The sequence below is a fragment of the Streptomyces sp. NPDC029466 genome (genome assembly GCF_055574515.1).
The window spans coordinates 54,747-68,938 of sequence record NZ_JBVHZH010000030.1 but is presented as its reverse complement, the minus strand read 5'-3'; the positions used below and the strand labels follow the sequence as shown (position 1 = coordinate 68,938).

Here is a 14,192-nt window from a genome sequence, read left to right as displayed (position 1 = left end):
CCCTCGCCCGTCCAACACCTGGTCAGCGCCCATTTACGCGACTGGGTTGTGAATGGGGTGCCGGGGGATGCCGGGCAGTGATCCTGCCAGGATGGCCCGATGCCGTACGACATCGATCCGCGACTGCTGCGCGCGTTCACCGCCGTCGCCGAGGAGCTGCACTTCACCCGGGCCGCCGCCCGGCTGTACGTCGCCCAGCAGGCGCTGAGCCGCGATATCCGGCGCCTGGAGCGGGAGTTGGGCGCCACGCTGTTCGTGCGGAGCACCCGCCGGGTCGCGCTGACGGCGGACGGGGAGCGGCTGCTGCCCTACGCGCGGCGGGTGTTGACCGCGCAGGACGAGCTGGCCGCCGCGTTCCGCTCCGCGCCCGAGCGGCCGCTGCTGGTCGATGTGAGCGTGCCGATCGGTACCGCCCACGCGGTGCTGGAGGCGGCCAGGGGCCGGCTGCCGGACGACTGTGAGCTGGTCGCCCGCTTCCACAGCGGGCTGACGGGGGCGGCGGCCGAGATGGCGGCCGGGCGGCTCGATGTCTCCTTCGGCCGGTACGCTGCGCTGCCCGCCGACATACGCGCCGGACTCGACCACCAGCCGGTCCGGCTGGAGCCGATGGCGGTCCTGCTGCGCGACGACCATCCGCTGGCCGCCCGGCCCGCCGTCCCCCTCGCGGAACTGGCCGGCGAGACGCTCTACGCCGCCGCCGGGAACCCGCGGACCGTGGAGTGGACCGATCTGGCCGAGCGGCTCTTCGCCGGGCGCGGGATCGCGATGGCAGCACCGTTCCCGGAGATCGAGGGCTCGCAGGAGTTCGTCCGGGTGGTGCGCAAGCGGGGGTGGTCGGTGCTGGCGAGTGTGGAGTTCATGGAGGTGCCGGGGATGGTGCTGCGGCCGCTCGTCGACCCCGTACCGCTGTCGCCGGTGTCGATGGTGTGGCGGCGCGGCCTGCGGCATCCGGGGCTGGACGCGCTGCGGACGGCCGTACGGGACCTGGGTGGGCGGCACGCCTGGCTGGTGCCGCCCGCGGCCGCTGCATGGTGGCTCCCGGAGGCGGATGCGCGGGCGATGGGGGTAGACGGGTGACGACCGGCGCTGTGCCACGTACGGCAGAAAGTAGCCACGCACAGGCAACCGTAGGGGCGGGAAAACCTTTCCTTAACGGCAGGGAATCGTCCGTGGAACGAACAGGAGGAGCGGCCGTGCGACGGCGTTCACTTCTCGCGGCGGCCGCGGCCGCGCTGACCTTAACCGTCACGGCGGGCCTGGCCCTGACCGGCTGCGGCTCCCCGCGGATGGCGGCACTGCACGCCAACTGCACGACGAAGGGCCTCGGCTGGAAGGTCACCGTCCTCAAGAAGAAGCCGCACGCCGCGCAGCGCGAGGCCCGGCTGTCCGTCGTCAACAAGGGCACCGACCCGTGTGTGTTCCGCGGCTTCCCGGCCTTCGCGGTCCACCTCGGCAAGGGGCCCCAGTCCGACGCCCGCGGGCACGGCCGGGCCCTGCCGATAGACCTGCGGCGCGGCGCCAAGGTCACGGCCGGGCTGCGCTACCGGGACTGCCCCAAGGGCTCGCTGCTGAACGAGCCCGTGGCCGTCACCAATGACACCGCCGTGGTGTCCGCGCCGTACGACAAGGCGGACGGCCAGGCGGTCGTGGCCCGCGACGAGAAGGGCAAGCGGCTGCGGATGAATATCTGCGCCGACACGATCTGGATGAGCGCGCCGCGGGAGGCGGCCGAGTAGGGCTGTTTACGGGGCCGTTGGGGCGGCGGCGGTGGCGGTGGAGATACGTGCCGCGAACGAGGTGAAGGCGGCCCAGGTACCCGGCGAGACGTTGAGGTGCGGGCCCTCGGGGTCCTTCGAGTCGCGGACGTGGACGGTGGCGGGGTGGGCGGCTACCTCTAGGCAGGCGCCGCCTTCGTCGCCGCTGTGGGTGGACTTGTGCCAGTCGTAGGCCACTTCCAGACAGGCGCCGCCTTCGTCGCTGCTGTAGCTGGACTTGCGCCACTCGTAAGCCACTTCGAGGCAGTTGCCGCCTTGCTCACTGCTGTAGCTGGACTTGAACCACATCAGGTCGGTCATTGCTCTCCTAGTAGCCGGTCCAACAGACCCGTGGTCTCTTCGGCGTTGAGGGCCTGCATTCGCAGCATTCCATATTTCTGAGCGAGGATGCTGACCTCATCCGGGTCCGAAAACAGCAGACTGCTGCGCTGCGCCTCGGTATAGGCCAGGTGCTGATGATCGGGGGTTTCCAGCACCACGAACGGACCGGCTAGACCGGCGTGATGCTCGCGGCTCAGCGGCAGGATCTGCATCGAGACCCCGTCGAGGTCCGCGCAGGTGCGCAGGTGGGAAATCTGGGCCCGCATGACCTCCCGCCCTCCGAGGTTGCTCGCCACGATGGCCTCCGAGAAGACGAAGCTGGTGACGACGGGCTTGGCCTTGTGGAGGATCTGCTGGCGCTCCAGCCGTCCCGCGACCCGGCGTTCCACCGTCTCCTCGTCGAGCAGCGGGATCTTGCTGCGGAAGGTGGCGCGGGCGTACTCCTCGGTTTGAAGCAATCCGGGGAGTACTTGGTTCTCGTACCAACTGAGCGCAACCGCCTGCTTCTCATAAGCAATGAACTCCTCCGCCCAGATCGGGTACTTCTCCTTCGCCGGCAGGTTCTCCACCCCCGTCGCCAACGCCCCTCCCGTCCCCAGGAGTTGATCGAGCTCCCGTGCCAGGTGAGGCATCAGAGCCCGCCTGCCCTGCTCGATGGAGGCGATGGTCTCCTCGGCGACGGAGGTCCGTTCGCCGAGGGCGCGCTGGGTGAGTCCGGCCTTGACGCGGAACATCGCCAGTTGCGCGCCGATGACTTCCATGGCTGCGGAGTGCCGGTTCTTCGGCTTCTTTCGGGTCTGCATGGCCTTCCACTCCCCCTGGTCGGGCTCCGGTGACCGTGTGTGCGCCCGTACTCACCAGGAGTACGGGTCCGCATGGCGCGGCAGCATAGTTACGCAGCGCGACCGCCGCCGGGGAATGCGCAGATCACCCCCGCCCAGGCGGCCGGGCCCGCCTCACCCGCCCCCGCCACACCCCGTGAGCGCAAGGTTTCGTACGTGTCACCGGGCGGCACGGCACGGAAACCCGCCCTCCCTAGCGTCGGTGTGCAGGACCCGACCCCTTGGGAGGCGCGATGACGGCCGCGGCAGCAGAGACCCGTAACGAGAGCCCTGACGGCGGTGGTGGCGCGGTTCGGCAGAGGCGGGGCGGCCGCTGGATCGAGCGCTGGGACCCGGAGGACGAGGGCTTCTGGCGGGAGACGGGGGAGCGGATCGCGCGGCGGAATCTGGTGTTCTCGGTGCTGTCCGAGCACATCGGGTTCTCGATCTGGAGCCTGTGGTCGGTGATGGTGCTGTTCATGGGGCCCGAGTACGGGATCGCGCCGGCCGAGAAGTTCTTCCTGGTGGCGATGCCGACGGTGGTGGGCGGGGTGCTGCGGGTGCCGTACACCTTCGCGGTGGCGCGGTTCGGGGGGCGCAACTGGACGGTGATCAGCGCCGTGCTGCTGCTGGTGCCGACCTCGGCGGCGGCGGTGGTGCTGGAGCCGGGCACCTCGTACACGACGTTCCTGCTGGTCGCGGCGCTGGCGGGGGTCGGCGGCGGGAACTTCGCCTCGTCGATGACCAACATCAACTCCTTCTATCCGCTGCGGAAGAAGGGGTGGGCGCTGGGGATGAACGCCGGGGGCGGGAACATCGGGGTGCCGGTGATCCAGCTGCTGGGGCTGCTGGTGATCGGCACCGCGGGGGCCGCGCATCCGCGGATCGTGCTGGCCGTTTATGTGCCGCTGATCGTGGTCGCGGCAGTGTGCGCGGCGCTGTTCATGGACAACCTCGCGCCGGTCACGAACGACACCGGGGCGGCCCTCGACGCCGCTCGGGAGCCGCACACCTGGGTGATGTCGCTGCTGTACCTCGGCACCTTCGGATCGTTCATCGGCTACAGCTTCGCCTTCGGCCTGGTGCTGCAGAACCAGTTCGCGCGTACGCCCCTCCAGGCGGCGTCGCTGACCTTCATCGGGCCACTGCTGGGGTCGCTGATCCGGCCGGTCGGCGGGCGGCTGGCGGACCGGTTCGGCGGCGCCCGGATCACGCTGGGGAACTTCGCGGCGATGGGCCTGGCCACCGGGGTCGTCATCTACGCGTCGACGGTGCGGTCGCTGGCCGTGTTCCTCGTCGGGTTCATCGCGCTGTTCGTGCTGACCGGGCTCGGCAACGGCTCCACGTACAAGATGATCCCGGGGATCTTCCAGGCCCAGGCGCTGCGGCGCGGGCTGGTGGGGGAGGAGGCCGCGGCGTACGGGCGGCGGCTGTCCGGGGCGGCGATGGGGCTGATCGGGGCGGTGGGCGCGCTCGGCGGGCTGGCCATCAACCTCGCCTTTCGCCAGTCGTTCCTGGTGGCGGGGTCGGGCACCCCGGCCTTCGTGTCGTTCCTCGGCTGCTATGTGGTGTGCGGCGCGGTGACCTGGACCGTATACCTGCGCCCGGCGGCCCGTGCGCGGCGTACCGCGCGGACGGCGGGCGCGGCGGAGGCGGCACCGGCGGACGAGGGGCGGCCCGCGGTGTACGCGGAGGTGTGAGCCGGCGGGGGAGGGGCGGGCGCGGCGGGCTCCGGGGGGCGTCGCGCCCGCCCCGCGCCCGTCCCGTATTCGCCCCCGTATCCGCCCGGTCGTACGGGCCGGGCGTGCGGAGCGTCGTAACCCCGGGGAAATATGGGAGGACCGGGGCTGTCACGTGCTGTTGGCACGCTGGCGTCTTGGCACTCCGTGCCGCCCGAGCCGCGGCGGGACGGGAAGCACGAGGCACCACACCTCTCTGGGCGGAGCGGGACGACCATGTACGAGCAGCAGCAGGAGCACAGCGAGCCGGCGCGGACGGCGCCGGAAACGGGTACCGAACCGGCCGTCCGGCCGCTGGAGGGGTTCACCGTCGGGGTGACCGCGGCCCGGCGGGCGGAGGAGCTGGGCGCGCTGCTGGAACGCCGCGGCGCCCAGGTGCTGCACGCGCCCGCCCTGCGGATCGTCCCGCTGCCCGATGACACCGAGCTGCTGGCGGTGACCCGGGATCTGATCGACCACGCACCGGACATCGTCGTCGCCACTACGGCGATCGGTTTCCGCGGCTGGATCGAGGCCGCGGAGGGCTGGGGCCTGGGCGAGGCGCTGCTGGACCGGCTGGCCGGGGTGGAGCTGCTGGCGCGCGGGCCCAAGGTGCGGGGCGCCATCCGGGCCGCCGGGCTGACCGAGAAGTGGTCACCGGCCTCCGAGTCGATGGCCGAGGTGCTGGACCGGCTGCTGGCGGAGGGCGTCGCCGGGCGCCGGGTGGCCCTCCAGCTGCACGGGGAGCCGCTGCCGGGGTTCGTGGAGGCGCTGCGGGCGGACGGCGCCGAGGTCGTCGGCGTCCCGGTGTACCGCTGGATGCCGCCGGAGGACATCGGGCCGGTCGACCGGCTGCTGGACGCGGTGACCGGGCGCGGGCTGGACGCGGTGACCTTCACCAGCGCGCCGGCCGCCGCGTCGCTGCTGCGCCGGGCCGCGGAGCGGGGAATCCGCGAGGAGGTGCTGGCGGCGCTGCGGCGGGACGTGCTGACGGTGTGCGTGGGGCCGGTGACCGCGCTGCCGCTGGAGGCGGAGGACGTGCCCACCCTCCAGCCGGAGCGCTTCCGGCTGGGGCCGCTGGTGCAGCTGCTGTGCCGGGAACTGCCGGGCCGGGTACGGCCGTTGCCGGTGGCCGGGCGGCGGCTGGAGATCCGGGGGCACGCCGTGGTGCTGGACGGTGTGCTGCGGCCGGTGCCGCCGGCCGGCATGGGGCTGCTGCGTGCGCTGGCCCGCCGTCCCGGCTGGGTGGTCTCCCGTGCCGACCTGCTGCGGGCGTTGCCGGGTGCGGGCCGGGACGAGCATGCGGTGGAGACCGCGATGGCCCGGCTGCGGGTGGCACTGGGTGCCCCCAAGCTGATCCAGACGGTCGTCAAGCGGGGCTACCGGCTGTCGTTGGACCCGCATGCGGACACGGACAAGTACGGCGGGGAGTAGGGCCGGCGGGGCCGGCCCTGAGGCGGGGTCGGCCCGGAGGCGGGGCCGCCCGGCGTAAAGCCCCGCCCTATGCCGGGTTGCTGACGCGGATCTTGGACTGGCCGTGCGGGCGCTTCTCCCAGTCGTCCATGAAGCGCGCCTGAAGGCCGTGCTTGCGGGCCAGCCGCAGCAGGGTCTCGGTCCGGTAGTAGAAGTCCTCGCGCAGCACCTGGTGTTCGGCGCCCTCGGTGCGGTCGAAGGTGAAGTCGAAGAAGCCGCCGGGTGCCAGGATCCGGCCGACATGGGCGAGGCACTCGTCGATGACATCGAGCGGTGAGTGCGAGAAGACGCTGTGCGCGTGGACGACGTCGAAGTGCGCGGACGGCAGGAAGTCCAGCTTCAGGTCCTGCGTGATCGTCAAGTGCGGCAGCTTGTCCTGGAGTTCGTAGGTGGTCAGGGTCTGCTTCGCGGAGATCAGGATGTCCGGCGAGATGTCGATGCCGTAGTAGTTGCCGGTGTCCAGGTAGGCGATGAAGCGCCAGCCGGCGCGCAGATTGCCGCAGCCGATGTCCAGCATCCGGTGGTCGGGCTTCAGACCGTGCTCGGCCAGATAGTCGAACTGCATCTCGCCCAGCGCCAGCCAGCGCTCATGGCTGCGGCTGCCGACCGCGGCCTCCGGGTTGCGGCCGGTGTCGGAGGCCATCACCGCCCGGTAGTACGCCACGTGGTCGGGGTGTTTGAGGCGCAGCCAGGTGTCACGGGCGGTGCGTTTGACGTACGGGGTGATCCGGGCCGGGTGGCGGAGCGCGTAGCCGACCTTGTGGGTGAGGCCGGCGCGGTTCGTGAGCAGGGACTTGCGCGACATGGAGACCTTCGTCCTGGAGGGGCTGAGGTACGGGGGCCGGGCAGGTGGAGCGGGACACGCCCCCAGCATGCGGCGGACCGGTGCCGACGGCCTGCGGAGCGCGTGCCGCGGACTATACATCAAGTGTATACACCCAGAGTCTACTGGCGGTGCCTACGTGGCGCGGGTGCGCGGAGTGGGCGCCTCCGGAGGGTTCCGGCCGGACCGCGGGCCGGGCACTCTGGGAGCACACACGTCCGGTCCCTAAGGAGTGACAGGAACATGGCGGTGCCTTGCGATCTGCGGTTCGACTGCGGGCGGCTCTGCCTGGACCTGGCGGCCACCGCCGACGGCACCGCCGCCGAACGCCTCACCGGCCCGGACCAGTTGCGGGCCTGGCTGACCGGCGCGGGTCTGGTGCCGCACGGCACCCCGCTGGACGGCGTCGACGGCGGCTGGCTCGGCCACTTCCGCGCCCTGCGGGAGCTGCTGGTCCGGGTGGTGCACGACGAGCTGCGGGGCGGGGCGGGCGCGGCCGATCTGGCGCTGCTCAACGCCGTGGCCGCCGCCGGGCAGCCGCCCGCCCCCAGCGCGGTACGCGCCGCCGACGGCACCCTGACCCGCGCCCTCACCGGCCCGCCCGCATGCGCCGGACTGCTGGCCGCGGTGGCCCGGGACGCGATCGGGCTGCTCACCGACGCGGTGGCGCGCGGGCAGCTGCGGCAGTGCGAGGGCGAGAGCTGCACCCTGGTCTACCTGGACACCTCGCGGGGCCGGCGCCGTCGTTGGTGCTCCAGCGAAGTGTGCGGCAACCGGGAGCGGGTGGCGCGGCACCGGCGGCGGACGATGGTGCGCCGGGAGCAGTCCGGGGGCACCGCCACGGGCTCCGTCACGGACCCTGTCACGGACCCCGTCACCGCCGCGGAAAAATTTTCCGCCGGCCGCTGAACACCCCGCCCGTCCCGTCCGTACTCCTCACCGCAAGTCCGATTCATGGCAGGGTCCCCGTCGATCTTGGGCGATCTGGGCTATCGACCCGGGAGTTGGAGTGCGTAAGGATGCCGTCGTGGCAGACAGGACGACACCTGAAGAGGAGCTCATGCGAGCCCTCTATGACGATCACGCGGGCCCGCTTCTCGCCTTCGTCCTGCGGCTGGTGGCGGGCGACCGGCATCGCGCCGAGGACGTGGTGCAGGAGACGCTGGTGCGCGCCTGGCGCAACGCCGACCAGCTCCAGCGGGCGACCGGCTCGATCCGTCCCTGGCTGGTGACCGTCGCACGGCGGATCGTGATCGACGGGCACCGCAGCCGTAAGGCACGGCCCCAAGAGGTCGACGCGACCCCGCTGGAGACCATGCCCGCCGCCGATGTGATCGACCGGGCGCTGCGCCTGATGACGATCTCCGAGGCGCTGAGCGACCTGAGCCAGGCCCACCGAGACGCCCTCGTCGAGACGTACTTCAAGGAACGTACGGTCAATGAGGCAGCGGAGGTGCTGCGCGTGCCGGCCGGAACCGTGCGGTCCCGGGTGTTCTACGCGCTGCGCTCCCTGAAGCTCTCGCTCGAGGAACGAGGAGTGACGGAGTGATCCCGCCCACGCAGCCGGACCGGCACAGCGACGTCGGCGCCTATGTGCTGGGCGTCCTGGACGCCGCCGACGCGGACCGGTTCGAGCGGCATCTCGTCGGCTGTGACCGGTGCGCGGCCGAACTTGAGGAGCTGATGGCCCTGACGCCGGTGCTCGCCGAGTTCAAGCAGTCCGCCCCCACCCCGGAGACGATCACGGCCGTCCCCGGGCGCCGGGTGCTGGACGGGCTGCTCGACGAGGTCGACGCCACCCGCCGCAGCCGTGGCCGGCGCCGGCTGTTCCTGGTCGCCGCGGCCGTCGTGCTGATCGTCGGCGGGCCGCTCGCCGCCGTCTCCCTCACGGGCGGCGGCGACAAGGAGCCGGCACCGCCGCTGGCGAACGCCGTCCGGGCCCAGTACGCCGCGGGCGAGAAGGTCACCTCCGTCGACCCGGAGACCAAGGTCTCGGCGGGCGTCTCCATGGCCGCCCGGCCCTGGGGCACCCAGGTCGTCATGGAACTCGCCAACGTCAAGGGGCCGCAGAGCTGCGACCTGGTCGCCGTCGGCAAGGACGGCAAGCGGCAGACCATCACCACCTGGGCGGTCCCCAAGGGCGGCTACGGCATCCCGGGCGGCGCCGAGAAGTGGAACCGCGAGCCCCTCTACGCGACGGGCGGCGCGGCCCTCAACCGCGGCGACATCGACCACTTCGAGATCAACACACTGGACGGCAAGCGGCTGGCCACGATCAAAGCCTGAGAATCCGGGGTGCCCGGACCGGCGCCCCGGCAGGAGACGGTGCGGGGCGCCGGTCCATGACGGCAGGGCGCCGATCGGCGAAACCCCCGCCCGGGCACACCCGACGTAGCCGTCCGAGTCAACATCCGACCAAACTCGCCCGTTTTTGTCCCTTTCACCAGGTGCGCAGCGTGCCTGCTTCGCGTACGGTTGACGGCTGCCCTACGCACAGCAGAAGGGGGCCTGGGTGGCCGCGCACAACGCCACGCACGCACCGGAGCACGCCCCGGATTCCGTTCGCGACCGCGAGATCGAGGCCGAACAGACGCATCTGGACCGTGTCTACCGGCGCCTTGAGGAGAAGATCCACGAGGCGGAATTCCTGATGGACGACGCCGCCAAGCGCGGCCAGGTCGGCACGCCCGGCGCGCTCGCCGAGCGGGACGCCCAGGTCTTCCAGGCCGGCGTCCATCTCCACCGCCTGAATTCCGAGTACGAGGACTTCCTCTTCGGCCGCATCGACCTGCTCCTCGGCAAGGACGGCAAGAAGGGCCCGGACGGCGCCTTCACCTCCGTCGAACCCGCCGACGGCGCGATCGAGAACAACCGCGCCACCATCGCCGAGACGCTGCACATCGGCCGGCTCGGCGTCCTCGACGCGGACTACTCCCCGCTGGTCATCGACTGGCGGGCGCCGGCCGCCGCCCCCTTCTACCGGGCCACCCCGGTCGCCCCCGGCCGGGTCGTGCGCCGCCGGGTGATCCGCTCCAAGGGCCGTAAGGTCCTCGGCGTCGAGGACGATCTGATGCGCCCGGAGATCACCGCGACGCTGAACGGCGCGGAGCTGCCGGCGATCGGTGACGGTGCGCTGATGGCCGCGCTGGGCCGGGCCCGCAGCCACACCATGCGGGACATCGTCGCCTCCATCCAGGCCGAGCAGGACAAGGTGATCCGGGCGCCCGCCGCCTCCGTCACCGAGGTCGAGGGCGGACCCGGCACGGGCAAGACCGCGGTCGCCCTGCACCGCGCCGCCTACCTCCTCTACCAGGACCGCCGCCGCTACGCGGGCGGCATCCTGATCGTCTCCCCGACGCCGCTGCTGGTCGCCTACACCGAAGGCGTACTTCCGTCGCTGGGCGAGGAGGGCCAGGTCGCCATCCGGGCACTCGGCTCGCTGGTGGAGGGCGCCGAGGCCACCGCGTACGACCCGCCCGCGGTGGCCCGTATCAAGGGCTCCTCGCGGATGCAGAAGCTGCTGCGCAAGGCGGCCCGGGGCGCCCTGGAGCTGACGGCGCCGGGCGCGCGGCCCACCGGCCCGGCAGTCACCACGACGGCGGCGAACGGGAACGGGACCGGTGCCACGGCAGGCGACGGGGCCGGAGACGGGGCCGGGGCCGTGGACGGGGACGCCCAACTGTCCCTTGACGACCTCATCGGGACGGCCGGGAACGGGACGGCCGGGAACGAGACGGACCGGGACGCGGCCGCCAACGGCAGCCGCCGCAGACGCACCCGCGGCCCGCGCCCCGGCCCGGCCGCGCCCGACGCGGGCCCGCCCACCCGCCTCCGCGTCGTCGCGTTCGGCGGCCGGATCGAGCTGGAGGCCGACGAGCTGCGCGCCATCCGGCAGTCCGCGCTCGGCGGCACCGCACCGGTCAACCTGCTGCGCCCGCGGGCCCGCCGGCTGATCCTGGACGCCCTGTGGGCCAAGTCGGGCGCCGCGCGCCGCTACACGGACCCCGAGCTCGCCGCCGAGGCCCGTGAGGGCTTCGACGAGGACATCACCACGGAGCCCGACTTCCAGGAGTTCCTGGACGCCTGGTGGCCCGAGCTGACCCCGCGCGGCGTACTGGCCGCCATGGCCGACGAGCGGCTGCTCGGCCGCTGGGCGCGCCGGCTGCTCAACTCGCGCGAGGTCCGCCAACTGGCCCGTTCCCTCCAGCGGTTGGACCGCGGTGGCCAGGGCCCGCTGTCGGTGCACGATGTCGCCCTGCTGGACGAACTCCAGATGGTCCTCGGCGCCCCGGTGCGCCCGGCCCGGCCACGGGAGGCCGATCCGCTGGACCATCTGACCGGCCTGGAGGAGCTCACGACCTACACCGACCGCAACGGCGGCGGCCGCAGCCGGCGCGAACGGCTGGAGGAGGAGCGCACCGACTACGCCCATGTCATCGTCGACGAGGCACAGGACCTCACGCCGATGCAGTGGCGGATGGTCGGCCGCCGCGGCCGGCACGCGACCTGGACGGTGGTCGGCGACCCCGCGCAGTCCTCCTGGTCCGACCCGGACGAGGCCGCCGTCGCCCGCGACGAGGCGCTCGGCACCCGCCCGCGCCGCCGCTTCACGCTCACCGTGAACTACCGCAACCCCGCGGAGATCGCCGAGCTGGCCGCCCGGGTGCTGGCGCTGGCGATGCCCGGTATGGCGTCCCCGAAGGCGGTTCGCTCCACGGGCCTGGAGCCCCGGTTCGCGCTCACCCCGGACGGGGAGGGCCCGGACCGGTCCGCCGGTGACGCGGCGCTGGCGCAGGCCACGGTGGCCGAGGCCGAGCGGCTGCTGGGCGAGGTGGACGGCACGGTCGGCGTCGTGGTGGCCATGAACCGCCGTGCGCAGGCCCGCCGTTGGCTGGCCCCGCTCGGCGACCGGGTGGTGGCGCTGGGCTCCCTGGAGGCCAAGGGGCTGGAGTACGACGCGACGCTGGTGGTCTCACCGGCCGAGATCGCCGATGAGTCCCCGGCCGGACTGCGGGTCCTGTATGTGGCGCTGACCCGGGCCACCCAGCAGCTGACCGTACTGTCGGCCGAACGGGACGAACCGGACGCGGCCGGAGTGCCCGACCTGCTGCGGGACTGAGCCGGCCGCCCGGCGCCGGGCCGGCACCCGTTCGGCGGCCTGCGCCGGGCGTGCGCGCCGCCGTCCGAGGGGTCTTGAAATCGGCCCCGCGGGACGGGATTCGCTTCCGGGGATGGTTTGTTAGCCTGGGTGACGGCACCGGCTCGATCCAAGCCCCCGGGCCCAACCATCGTCGCTACGAGCGACCACTTGCCGCGAGGCGAGCATGGCGGGTCGGTGCCGTTAACGTTCGAGAGGCCCACGTCACCCCGTGACGTGGGCCTCTTTGCTGTGGTCTTTTACTGCGGACGCAATCTCTCGTATGGTGGAAGTCGTTTTCCGAACTAGCCGCCGTCCGCGAACAAAACGTTCTCAATGCCGGGCGGCTACCGCGTACTCCGCGGTAGGTGCGACGATCGGACGGCAAATCCAGCCACACGGTGAAAGCAGAGGAAGTCGGCCATGGCAACGGCGCCCAGCGTCTCCTACTCGATGACGGTCCGGCTGGAGGTGCCCGCGAGCGGAACCGCGGTCTCCCAGCTCACCACGGCCGTCGAGTCCCACGGAGGCTCGGTGACCGGCCTCGACGTCACGGCATCCGGCCACGAGAAGCTCCGGATCGACGTCACCATCGCGGCGACCTCCACGGCCCACGCCGACGAGATCGTCCAGCAGCTGCGCACCATCGAGGGCGTCTCGCTCGGCAAGGTCTCCGACCGTACGTTCCTGATGCACCTCGGCGGCAAGATCGAGATGTCGTCGAAGCACCCCATCCGTAACCGTGACGACCTCTCGATGATCTACACCCCGGGTGTCGCCCGCGTCTGCCAGGCCATCGCCGACAACCCCGAGGACGCCCGCCGCCTGACCATCAAACGCAACAGCGTCGCGGTGGTCACCGACGGCTCCGCCGTCCTCGGCCTCGGCAACATCGGCCCCAAGGCCGCCCTGCCCGTCATGGAGGGCAAGGCGGCCCTCTTCAAGCGCTTCGCCGGCATCGACGCCTGGCCGCTGTGCCTGGACACCCAGGACACCGACGCCATCGTGGAGATCGTCAAGGCCATCGCCCCCGGCTTCGCGGGCATCAACCTGGAGGACATCTCCGCCCCCCGCTGCTTCGAGATCGAGGCGCGGCTGCGCGAGGCCCTGGACATCCCGGTCTTCCACGACGACCAGCACGGCACCGCCATCGTGGTGCTCGCCGCGCTCACCAACGCGCTGCGCGTCGTCGGCAAGAAGACCGAGGACGTCCGGGTCGTGATGTCCGGCGCCGGCGCGGCCGGTACCGCCATCCTCAAGCTGCTGATCGCGGCCGGTGTCCGGCACGCCGTCGTCGCCGACATCCACGGTGTGGTGCACGCCGGCCGTACGGACCTGGTCGACGCCGACCCGGACTCGCCGCTGCGCTGGATCGCCGACAACACCAACCCCGAGGGCGTCACCGGCACCCTCAAGGAGGCCGTGGTCGGCGCGGACGTCTTCATCGGCGTCTCCGCGCCCAACGTCCTGGGCGGCGAGGATGTCGCGAAGATGGCCGAAGGCGCGATCGTGTTCGCACTCGCCAACCCGGACCCCGAGGTCGACCCCGCCATCGCCCGGCAGACCGCCGCCGTGGTGGCCACCGGCCGCTCCGACTTCCCCAACCAGATCAACAACGTCCTGGTGTTCCCCGGAGTCTTCCGCGGCCTCCTGGACGCCCACTCCCGTACGGTGAACACCGAGATGATGCTGGCCGCGGCCGGAGCCCTCGCGGACGTCGTCCTGGAGGACGAGGTCAACCCGAACTACATCATCCCCAGCGTCTTCAACGAGAAGGTCGCGGGCGCGGTGGCCGGTGCGGTCCGGGAGGCCGCGAAGAGCGGTGACCCGGCTGTGACGGCCACCACGGCGGTCTGAGTACGGCGCGTCGCTGGACACGCCGTCGTTGGGGCCCCCATAGGGTGGCGGGCAGCAAGCGACCGCCGCCCTGTGGGGCCGGCCCGGAGCGGGAATGATACGGAGCGTCACCACTAACGAGGCAGTGGCGCTTTTCGTGTGACCCTCCTGGGTGCCGGATTGGCTTTACCGCCGCAGGTGGGGGCAGGATGCGTAATCGGGCGCGAGGGTCTGGCACCAGACCCGGGTCCGGGGACTGTCCGAGGACCCTGGCAGCATCGGCTTCGA

At 72.1% G+C, this 14,192-nt stretch carries 12 protein-coding genes; 9 read left to right on the top strand and 3 right to left on the bottom strand.

What is annotated here, in order from left to right; genetic code table 11:
• The first annotated feature begins 99 nt into the window (after positions 1–99).
• Complete coding sequence (locus tag ACZ4XD_RS22720; protein ID WP_468044739.1) at positions 100–1,077, top strand: LysR family transcriptional regulator; 978 nt, start codon at positions 100–102, stop codon at positions 1,075–1,077.
• Between the two features lie 116 nt (positions 1,078–1,193).
• The gene (locus tag ACZ4XD_RS22715; RefSeq protein WP_468044737.1) at positions 1,194–1,736 is read left to right on the top strand and encodes a DUF4232 domain-containing protein; all 543 of its coding nucleotides are present in this window, start codon (positions 1,194–1,196) and stop codon (positions 1,734–1,736) included.
• 6 nt (positions 1,737–1,742) lie between these two features.
• Here the strand turns inward: ACZ4XD_RS22715 and ACZ4XD_RS22710 are convergent, their stop codons facing one another.
• The gene (locus tag ACZ4XD_RS22710) at positions 1,743–2,075 is read right to left on the bottom strand and encodes a DUF397 domain-containing protein (RefSeq protein ID WP_468044735.1); all 333 of its coding nucleotides are present in this window, start codon (positions 2,073–2,075) and stop codon (positions 1,743–1,745) included.
• Entirely contained in the window at positions 2,072–2,899 is an 828-nt protein-coding gene (locus ACZ4XD_RS22705; protein ID WP_468044733.1) for a helix-turn-helix domain-containing protein, read from the bottom strand. Before ACZ4XD_RS22705 ends, ACZ4XD_RS22710 begins: the two co-directional genes overlap by 4 nt.
• Before the next feature lie 272 nt (positions 2,900–3,171).
• On the opposite strand from ACZ4XD_RS22705, the gene ACZ4XD_RS22700 reads away from it, so the two are divergent.
• Together ACZ4XD_RS22700 and ACZ4XD_RS22695 are read left to right on the top strand one after the other, a co-directional pair.
• Complete coding sequence (locus ACZ4XD_RS22700) at positions 3,172–4,617, top strand: nitrate/nitrite transporter (RefSeq protein ID WP_468044731.1); 1,446 nt, start codon at positions 3,172–3,174, stop codon at positions 4,615–4,617.
• A 255-nt stretch (positions 4,618–4,872) separates the two neighbouring features.
• Positions 4,873–6,069, top strand: a complete 1,197-nt coding sequence (locus ACZ4XD_RS22695) for a uroporphyrinogen-III synthase (protein WP_468044729.1) — start codon at positions 4,873–4,875, stop codon at positions 6,067–6,069.
• Between the two features lie 67 nt (positions 6,070–6,136).
• Here the strand turns inward: ACZ4XD_RS22695 and ACZ4XD_RS22690 are convergent, their stop codons facing one another.
• Positions 6,137–6,913, bottom strand: a complete 777-nt coding sequence (locus tag ACZ4XD_RS22690; protein WP_468044727.1) for a class I SAM-dependent methyltransferase — start codon at positions 6,911–6,913, stop codon at positions 6,137–6,139.
• Between the two features lie 261 nt (positions 6,914–7,174).
• On the opposite strand from ACZ4XD_RS22690, the gene ACZ4XD_RS22685 reads away from it, so the two are divergent.
• The 5 genes from ACZ4XD_RS22685 (at position 7,175) to ACZ4XD_RS22665 (ending at position 13,925) form a co-directional block, all read left to right on the top strand.
• Positions 7,175–7,840, top strand: a complete 666-nt coding sequence (locus ACZ4XD_RS22685; protein WP_468044725.1) for a CGNR zinc finger domain-containing protein — start codon at positions 7,175–7,177, stop codon at positions 7,838–7,840.
• A 100-nt stretch (positions 7,841–7,940) separates the two neighbouring features.
• Positions 7,941–8,480, top strand: coding sequence for a sigma-70 family RNA polymerase sigma factor (locus ACZ4XD_RS22680; RefSeq protein WP_468044723.1), 540 nt, complete (start codon positions 7,941–7,943; stop codon positions 8,478–8,480).
• Positions 8,477–9,217, top strand: a complete 741-nt coding sequence (locus ACZ4XD_RS22675; RefSeq protein WP_468044721.1) for an anti-sigma factor family protein — start codon at positions 8,477–8,479, stop codon at positions 9,215–9,217. Before ACZ4XD_RS22680 ends, ACZ4XD_RS22675 begins: the two co-directional genes overlap by 4 nt.
• Positions 9,218–9,443: 226 nt before the next feature.
• Complete coding sequence (locus tag ACZ4XD_RS22670) at positions 9,444–12,050, top strand: HelD family protein (protein ID WP_468044719.1); 2,607 nt, start codon at positions 9,444–9,446, stop codon at positions 12,048–12,050.
• A 441-nt stretch (positions 12,051–12,491) separates the two neighbouring features.
• Entirely contained in the window at positions 12,492–13,925 is a 1,434-nt protein-coding gene (locus ACZ4XD_RS22665) for an NAD-dependent malic enzyme (RefSeq protein ID WP_468044717.1), read from the top strand.
• The last annotated feature ends 267 nt before the right edge of the window (positions 13,926–14,192 follow it).

Excerpts from the sequence above, each read along its gene's own strand:
- ACZ4XD_RS22720 (WP_468044739.1), top strand. The coding sequence starts at position 100 with ATGCCGTACGACATCGATCCGCGACTGCTGCGCGCGTTCACCGCCGTC.
- ACZ4XD_RS22700 (WP_468044731.1), top strand. The coding sequence starts at position 3,172 with ATGACGGCCGCGGCAGCAGAGACCCGTAACGAGAGCCCTGACGGCGGT.
- ACZ4XD_RS22665 (WP_468044717.1), top strand. The coding sequence starts at position 12,492 with ATGGCAACGGCGCCCAGCGTCTCCTACTCGATGACGGTCCGGCTGGAG.
- ACZ4XD_RS22705 (WP_468044733.1), bottom strand. The coding sequence starts at position 2,899 with ATGCAGACCCGAAAGAAGCCGAAGAACCGGCACTCCGCAGCCATGGAA.
- ACZ4XD_RS22690 (WP_468044727.1), bottom strand. The coding sequence starts at position 6,913 with ATGTCGCGCAAGTCCCTGCTCACGAACCGCGCCGGCCTCACCCACAAG.
- ACZ4XD_RS22695 (WP_468044729.1), top strand. The coding sequence starts at position 4,873 with ATGTACGAGCAGCAGCAGGAGCACAGCGAGCCGGCGCGGACGGCGCCG.
- ACZ4XD_RS22710 (WP_468044735.1), bottom strand. The coding sequence starts at position 2,075 with ATGACCGACCTGATGTGGTTCAAGTCCAGCTACAGCAGTGAGCAAGGC.
- ACZ4XD_RS22685 (WP_468044725.1), top strand. The coding sequence starts at position 7,175 with ATGGCGGTGCCTTGCGATCTGCGGTTCGACTGCGGGCGGCTCTGCCTG.